This is a genomic window from Devosia insulae DS-56, from assembly GCF_000970465.2.
GTDB lineage: Bacteria > Pseudomonadota > Alphaproteobacteria > Rhizobiales > Devosiaceae > Devosia_A > Devosia_A insulae.
In genome coordinates, this window is record NZ_LAJE02000100.1 from 1 (window position 1) to 6,506 (window position 6,506).

At 65.8% G+C, this 6,506-nt stretch carries 5 protein-coding genes; all 5 read right to left on the reverse strand.

What is annotated here, in order from left to right; genetic code table 11:
• Positions 1-54 precede the first annotated feature (54 nt).
• The 5 genes from VW23_RS06735 to VW23_RS06755 all read right to left on the reverse strand — a co-directional run bounded on the left by VW23_RS06735 (position 55) and on the right by VW23_RS06755 (position 6,087).
• Complete coding sequence (locus VW23_RS06735) at positions 55-1,140, reverse strand: LacI family DNA-binding transcriptional regulator (protein WP_201788023.1); 1,086 nt, start codon at positions 1,138-1,140, stop codon at positions 55-57.
• 14 nt (positions 1,141-1,154) lie between these two features.
• On the reverse strand, positions 1,155-2,903 hold the full coding sequence (locus tag VW23_RS06740) for a glycoside hydrolase family 36 protein (protein ID WP_069908815.1): 1,749 nt from the start codon (positions 2,901-2,903) through the stop codon (positions 1,155-1,157).
• Between the two features lie 19 nt (positions 2,904-2,922).
• The gene (locus VW23_RS06745) at positions 2,923-3,762 is read right to left on the reverse strand and encodes a carbohydrate ABC transporter permease (protein WP_069908816.1); all 840 of its coding nucleotides are present in this window, start codon (positions 3,760-3,762) and stop codon (positions 2,923-2,925) included.
• A complete protein-coding gene (locus VW23_RS06750; RefSeq protein ID WP_069908818.1) occupies positions 3,759-4,664 on the reverse strand; it encodes a carbohydrate ABC transporter permease in 906 nt (301 codons plus the stop codon). Before VW23_RS06750 ends, VW23_RS06745 begins: the two co-directional genes overlap by 4 nt.
• A 187-nt stretch (positions 4,665-4,851) precedes the next feature.
• Positions 4,852-6,087 carry an ABC transporter substrate-binding protein gene (locus tag VW23_RS06755; RefSeq protein WP_084645669.1) on the reverse strand — a complete coding sequence of 412 codons (1,236 nt, stop codon included), beginning with the start codon at positions 6,085-6,087 and terminating at the stop codon, positions 4,852-4,854.
• Positions 6,088-6,506: the final 419 nt, after the last annotated feature.

Below are 6,506 nucleotides of genomic sequence, written 5' to 3' on the forward strand. Positions count from 1 at the left end.
GGGGTGGGGGTCAGCCCGCACCGGCTTACGCGGGTTGCTGGACGCGATTCCGAGTTACTTCGTCGTCACCGGTGCAGTCGAACCGCCCAGCCGGAATTCCGGATCGATCAGCACTTCGGCCAGCGGCAGCGAGCGGTTCGCGGTCAGCGCCACGATGGCGCGGGTGGTCTTCTCGGCGATGCGCTCGACCGGCTGCCGCACCGCGGTCAGCGGCGGGTCGGTGAAATCCAGCATGTAGGAATCGTTGTAGCCGATCACCGAGATATCGCCGGGGATTCTGAGCCCGGCGCGCTGGATGGCGCGCATCGCCCCGAGCGCCATGTCGTCGCTCGACGCAACGATCGCCGTCACGCCCAGCTGCAGCAGTTCCTCGGCGGCGTGCCGGCCACCCTCGACATTGTAATATTGCCGCACCACGAAATCCTCGGAATTGGGCAGCTCGCGCCGGTCCATTGCCTGGACGAACCCCTCGACGCGGCGGTCCGCCGGGGTGTTGCCCACCGGGCCGGCGCACATGGCGATGCGCCGATGCCCGAGGTCGTAGAGATGCGCCACTGCCATCTCGGCGGCGCGCCAGTCGTCGGTCGAAAACACCGGCGAGGGCGTATCGGGGAAGCCGCCATTGACGCAGATGAATGGAATGCCACGCGATTGCAGCAGTTGCCGCGCCACCGGATCGGCATTGCGCACCGTATTGCTCGACGACAGGAACACTACGGCGGCGATGCCGGCATCGATCATCGCCTCGACATAGTCGCGCTCGCGCTGCGTGCCGGGGCAGATCACCGCACGCAGGCCATAGGGCGCGATCTCGTTTTCGATCGCTTCGCAGAGGTCGGCGAAGATCGATTCAGCGACACCGGGCACCAGCAGCAGCACCAGCTCGCCCTTCAGCTGCCGCTCATAGCCCGCCTTGCGCAGGGCCGCTTCGACTGCCTCGCGTGTGGCGGTCGAAACGCCATACTTGCGGTTGAGCACCCGGCTGACCGTCGCTTCGCTGACCCCGGCGAGTTCGGCGACCGCGGCAAGCCCGATATTGGCGGCCGGCGAGCGGGGGCGGGGCCGATGCGCCGCGCCCTCCGTTACCCCGCTGCGGCTGCGCGGGTTGCGCGGCCCATTGCTGTCATCGGACCTGTCCACGGGCTCCCCGATTGTTACTCGTTCAAGACACTCAGCGTCGCGATACCAGACACTGGAATGCGGAGCTCGGTAAGCCCCTCAGCGTCTACTTCGAGCGGTATACCGACATCGCCGCGGGCGGCGTGGGCGATGCCGCTCAACCGCCGGGCCTTACCGGTCCATCGCACAACGATCCGTTCGTGGGAAGTCGCATTGAGCAGCCGCAACTCGGTGACGCCATCGAGGTCGATCTCGACCACCATCGGCTGATACACCCCGACCACCAGCCGGCCCCGGTGCCGCGCCTGTACCACCGGATACCCCTCGGACGGTACCCCGGCGCTCACCTCGCCGAACAGCACCGCCTCGCGGTCCTCGATCCAGTTCTGCAGCACCGTCTGCACCGCGTCGCGCTGCACTGCCGGCAGGCTCGAGAGGTCCATCGAGACCTGCGGCACGCTGAAATAGGCGTTGAGCAGCTGCCGCGCCGCCGGCTCCGCACCGGCGCGATGATCCCACACCGTCGGGTCGGAATGGATCACCTGGCCGGCCGCGATCATCCGCATGTTGACGGTGGCGCGACGGTTCTGGTTGGCGTCGACCGGGCAGTCGCCGACCCGCAGCAGGTTGGCGTAAGGCGCGGTGGCCGGCCCGACATAGGCCTGGCGGAACTCGATCAGCGCCTCGTCGAGTCCGGCCGCTTTCAACTCGGCCTTGAGCTGCTGCAATGTGGCATGCAGCGCCTGCCCGACATCCGGGATATCGCCGCCGGTCGGCGTCCCCTGGTAGGCGACCACGCCGTCGAGGAAATCGATCTTCAGCCCGTCAACGCCATAGTCGCGGATCAAGCGAATGCAGGTGGCAACGAAGTGTTCCCGCACCTCGCGGTAGCGCGGGTCGAGCGCCGAGGCGCGCCAGCCATCGGCATTGTGGTAGGGCGCGAACTGTTTCAGCCGCGCATAGGCATCGCTCTTTTCGCCCAGCAGCAGTGGCGCCACCCAGAGGATCACCGACAGCCCAAGCTCATGCAGCCTGTCGATATGCCCGCGCATGTCGGGGAATTTTTGCGGGTCGGCCACCCAGTCGCCGCACCCGGCATACCAGCGGCCGGTGGCGAGCTTCTGCCAGCCATCGTCGATGATCACCGCCTTGCAGCCGAGCGCCGCAGCCAGCGCCGCGTCGCGCTCGATCTTTTGGGCATTGATGTTCTGCGCATAGGCATACCAGGTGCAGTAGACCGGCACCGTGCCGGCGAACGGCACCGGCAAGGGCTCACCGATATCGTCGCGCAGCCAGTCGCGCAGCAACCCGACCGCTTCGGCATGGTCGAGCCCGGCCCGGGCCGTGGCGAGCCGGATGGTGCGCGGCCCCTTGGGGTCGTGCTCGTAATAGATGACGAAGCTCTTGTGCTCCTCGGAGACGCCGAAGCGCAGCTGGCTCTCCTCGATCTGCTGGTCGAAGCAGAAGGCGAGGATGGCCTTACCGTGCCGGTCGTAGACGCAGCCGAGCGGGCTCGACGAGATGATGCTGGTCTTGTCCCGCCCGCTCCAGTCGGCCGGCAGGGCGCGCATCGAGCCATTGGGATACCAGTAGCCCTCGATATCCCCGAGCGGCACTTCGAGCGACACCCGGATCAGCGCGCCGTCGGTTTCGATCGTGGTGATCTCGAGCTCGCCGAGGCTCTGTTTGCCGATCACCCGGCACCCGGTGCCGATCGTTACCTCAACGCCGGGGATGCCGGTGGCGGCGGCGGCCATGACGGATGCGTAGTCTTCCAGCAGCACGGTGCCAGTCTCCTGATGCTTATTGCTTGACCGCGCCGGCAAGGATGCCGGCGACGAAATGACGTTGCAGGAACAGGAACAGCCCGAGCACCGGCAGCACCGACACCAGCGTGCCGGCCAGCAACTGGCCGTAGTCGGTGTCGCTGAGGCCCTGCAGTGAGGCGAGGGCGACGGGCACGGTGTAGGCGTCCGAGGTCCTCAATACGATCAGCGGGTAGACGAAGTCATTCCACTGCGCGAGGAACAGGAAGATGCCGAGCGCTGCCAGCGCTGGCCGCATCGTCGGCAGGACGATCTGCGCAAAGATCCGGAACTCGCCGGCGCCATCGACGCGCGCCGCCTGGATCAGCTCATCCGGCACCGATTGCATGGTCTGCCGCATCAAAAAGATGCCGAACGGCAGCGCCAGGTTGGGCAGGATCAGCGCCTGGTAGGTGTTGAGCCAGTTGAGCTGCACCATGATCTGGAATAGCGGCACCAGCGTCACCTGCGAAGGCAGCGCCAGGATCACCAGCACGATGCCGAACAGCACGCCCTGCCCGGGGAAACGGAACTTGGCGAAGGCATAGCCGGCGGCGGTGCAGACGAGGCCGCCGAGCAGCGCGTAGAGCGTTGCGACGAGGGTTGAGTTGAGCACCGCCTGGCCGAACCCTTCGCCGACGAACAGGTTGGTGAGGTTCACCCACAACTGGTCGCCCGGCACCAGGTTCGGCGGGTTGGAGAAGATGTCGCGCGTCCGGTGCGTGCTGGCGACGATCAGCCAGTAGAACGGCGCCAGCATCAGTACTGCGCCGATGGCGATGACCACGGTGACGGCAAGGCTCGCGCTGCGCGCCTCGGGGCTGCGATCGATCCTCATGCCTGTTTCTCCCTGAGGAACCGGAACTGGATCAGCGCGATCATCCCGATAATGCCGGTCAGCACGTAGCCGATGGCCGAGGCGTAGCCGAAGTCGAAGTACTTGAAGCCGTTCTGGTAGAGGTACATGCCGATGGTCAGCGTGGCGTTGTTGGGCCCGCCATTGGTGAGCACATACGGCTCGTCGAAGAGCTGCAGCGTGCCGATGGTCGAGAGCACCACGGTGAGGGTGATCGCCGGCCGGAGCCCGGGCAGGGTGATGTGCCAGAAGCGCTGCCAGGTGGTGGCGCCATCGATCTCGGCGGCCTCATAGAGCTCGCCCGGGATCGACTGCAGCTGCGCCAGGTAGATCACTGCGCTGTTGCCGGTGTAGTGCCAGGTGAGCGCGATGATGATCGACACCTTGGCCCACAACGGATCGGCCAGCCACGGCACCCGCGGCAACCCCACGGACTCCAAGAGGAAGTTCACCAGCCCGTAGTGGTTGTTGAGCAGCGTCGAGAACAGGATGCCGTAGGCGACCAGCCCCATGACGATCGGCACGAAGTAAGCGGTGCGCCAGAACGAGCGGAACTTCAGCAACATCGAGTTGAAGGCGACGGCCAGCACCAGCGCCAGCCCCAGCATCAGCGGCACCTGGGTGATGAGGATGATCAGCGTGTTGCTGAGCGCCTTGTAGAAGATCGGATCGGTGGCGAGCCGCGCGTAATTGCCCAGTCCGACAAAGGTGGTCTGCCCCTTGATGATCTTGGTGAGGCTCAGCCAGGCGGCATAGAGGTAGGGGTAAACCTTGAAGCCGGCGAACAGCACCAGCACAGGCAACAGGAACAGGTAAGGCGTGAGGCGCGGCGCGGAGCCTCGCCAGCGCCGGCGCGTGGCCGGCTGCAGCTTGGACGACTTCATCTGGTTCACCGGAAAGAACATCAATAGCCACCGGACTATCGGTGATCCTCCCCCGTTTCACGGTGGAGGATCACCGAGAGTCCCGTGCACGCAGCGCAAACACGATTGCCCTGCGAAGGGAAAAGGGTGGCGGCAGGAGAGGGAGGAAACCCGGCATCCCGCCGCCGTAACGCTCAGGCGGAGCGTATCAGTTGGCGATCGTCCGGCTGGTCTGGCCGGCGACCAGTGCGGCGGCCTCGTCGAGCACCGTCTTGGGGTCGGCGCCGCTCAGCAGCACCTGGGTCTGGGCGTCAGTATAGGCCTTGAGCGCCCGGGCGTAGTCGGTGGTGTAGTTCACCGTCGGGGTCTTCTGGCTGAGCTCGTCGATGAACAGCCGGTTGACCTCGGCGCCACCGTAATAGTCGCTCGGCTTGACGAAGCCTGCGCTCTCCAGCATCGGCTTGAAGCCCGGGAACATGCCGCCGCCCTTGTAGACGGCCTGCTGGCCCTCGAGCGTGCCCATGGCATATTTCACGAATTCCCAGGCCGCCTGCTTGTTGGGGCTGGTCTCGGCCACCGACAGGTAGGTGCCACCCGAAATGGCCGCGGTCAGGCCGCCCGGCTCGACCGCCGGCGGCAGCCGGATGCCCCACTTGCCGGCCATCTCCGGCGCCTGGCCTTCGAACACCCCGGCCGCCCACGATGCCGCCGGCACCACGGCGACGTTGATCTCGCCCTTCACCGTCAAGAGGAAGTTGTCCCAGCCGCCCGGCACGTCGGCGACGAGGCCAGCGTCGTTGGCTTTTTTCAGGATTTCGAGCGAACGCACCCCGGCCGGGCCGTTCATGGTGATCTCGCCATTGCCGTTGAAGTAGAAGCTGTTCTGCAGCGCCGTCAGCAACTGCCAGAGGTTGGCCGAGTCGGCGACGGTCGCCGCCTTGTCGAGCGCGAACAGCGAGGCGCCGGTCGCTTCCTTGAGCTTGGGGCCGGCCGCGATCAGGTCGTCCCAGGTGGCGATCGAGTTGATATCGATGCCGGCCTGTTCGAACAGATCCTTACGGTAGAAGAACCCTGAAGTGTTGACCTCGTAGGGGATGCCGTAGACGGCACCATCCGGTCCCGAGCCGCTGGCCCACATGCCCGATGGGAACTGCGCAGCGAGGTCGTTGGCGCCCATGGTGCTGAGGTTGGCGAGCCCGTTCGGGAAGGTCTCGATATAGTTGCCGATATAGTCGATGCCGATGTTCAGCACATCGGCGAGGCCGGCGCCGCCCGCGGCCATGCCGGTGGTGATCTTGTCCCAGATCGCCGGGTTGCCGACATCTTCCACCTTGACCGTCACGCCAGGGTGCAGGGCGGTGAAGCCGGGAATGGCTGCCTCAATGCCCTTGCCCGGGTTGGTCCAGCTCCACACCGTGATGGTGCCCGTCAGTTCCTGAGCCATGGCCGCGCTCGCCAACGTCGCGAGCGCCGTGGTGGCAAGGGCGAGCCGCGCCAGGCGCCCGGTTGCCGCAAACAAATGTCCTACCGTGTTGTCCAGTTTTTCCTCCTCAGGATTCCTCGGTCCCGATCGCTCCCGTGCGGCTGGCTGCCAGACTGCGCTGGCTGATTTCACCGCGCCGCCGGGATCGGATCGTGCCGGACGCTAGCAGCCGAAAATCAGTCTTGCAATAGTTCGTTGCAAATTTGCAGAAACTCGGACATTGTATGCTGGTGGACGCGCGAACGGCAGCGGCCGCCTCCGGGTGGGAGGCGGCCGCAAGGGCTATCGGGAGATTGGTTGACTCGGCGAAACGCTCTCTCAGTCGTCGCTTCCCTCCCCCTTGAGGGGAGGGATTGAGGGAGGGGTGGTCCAGTCAGCAC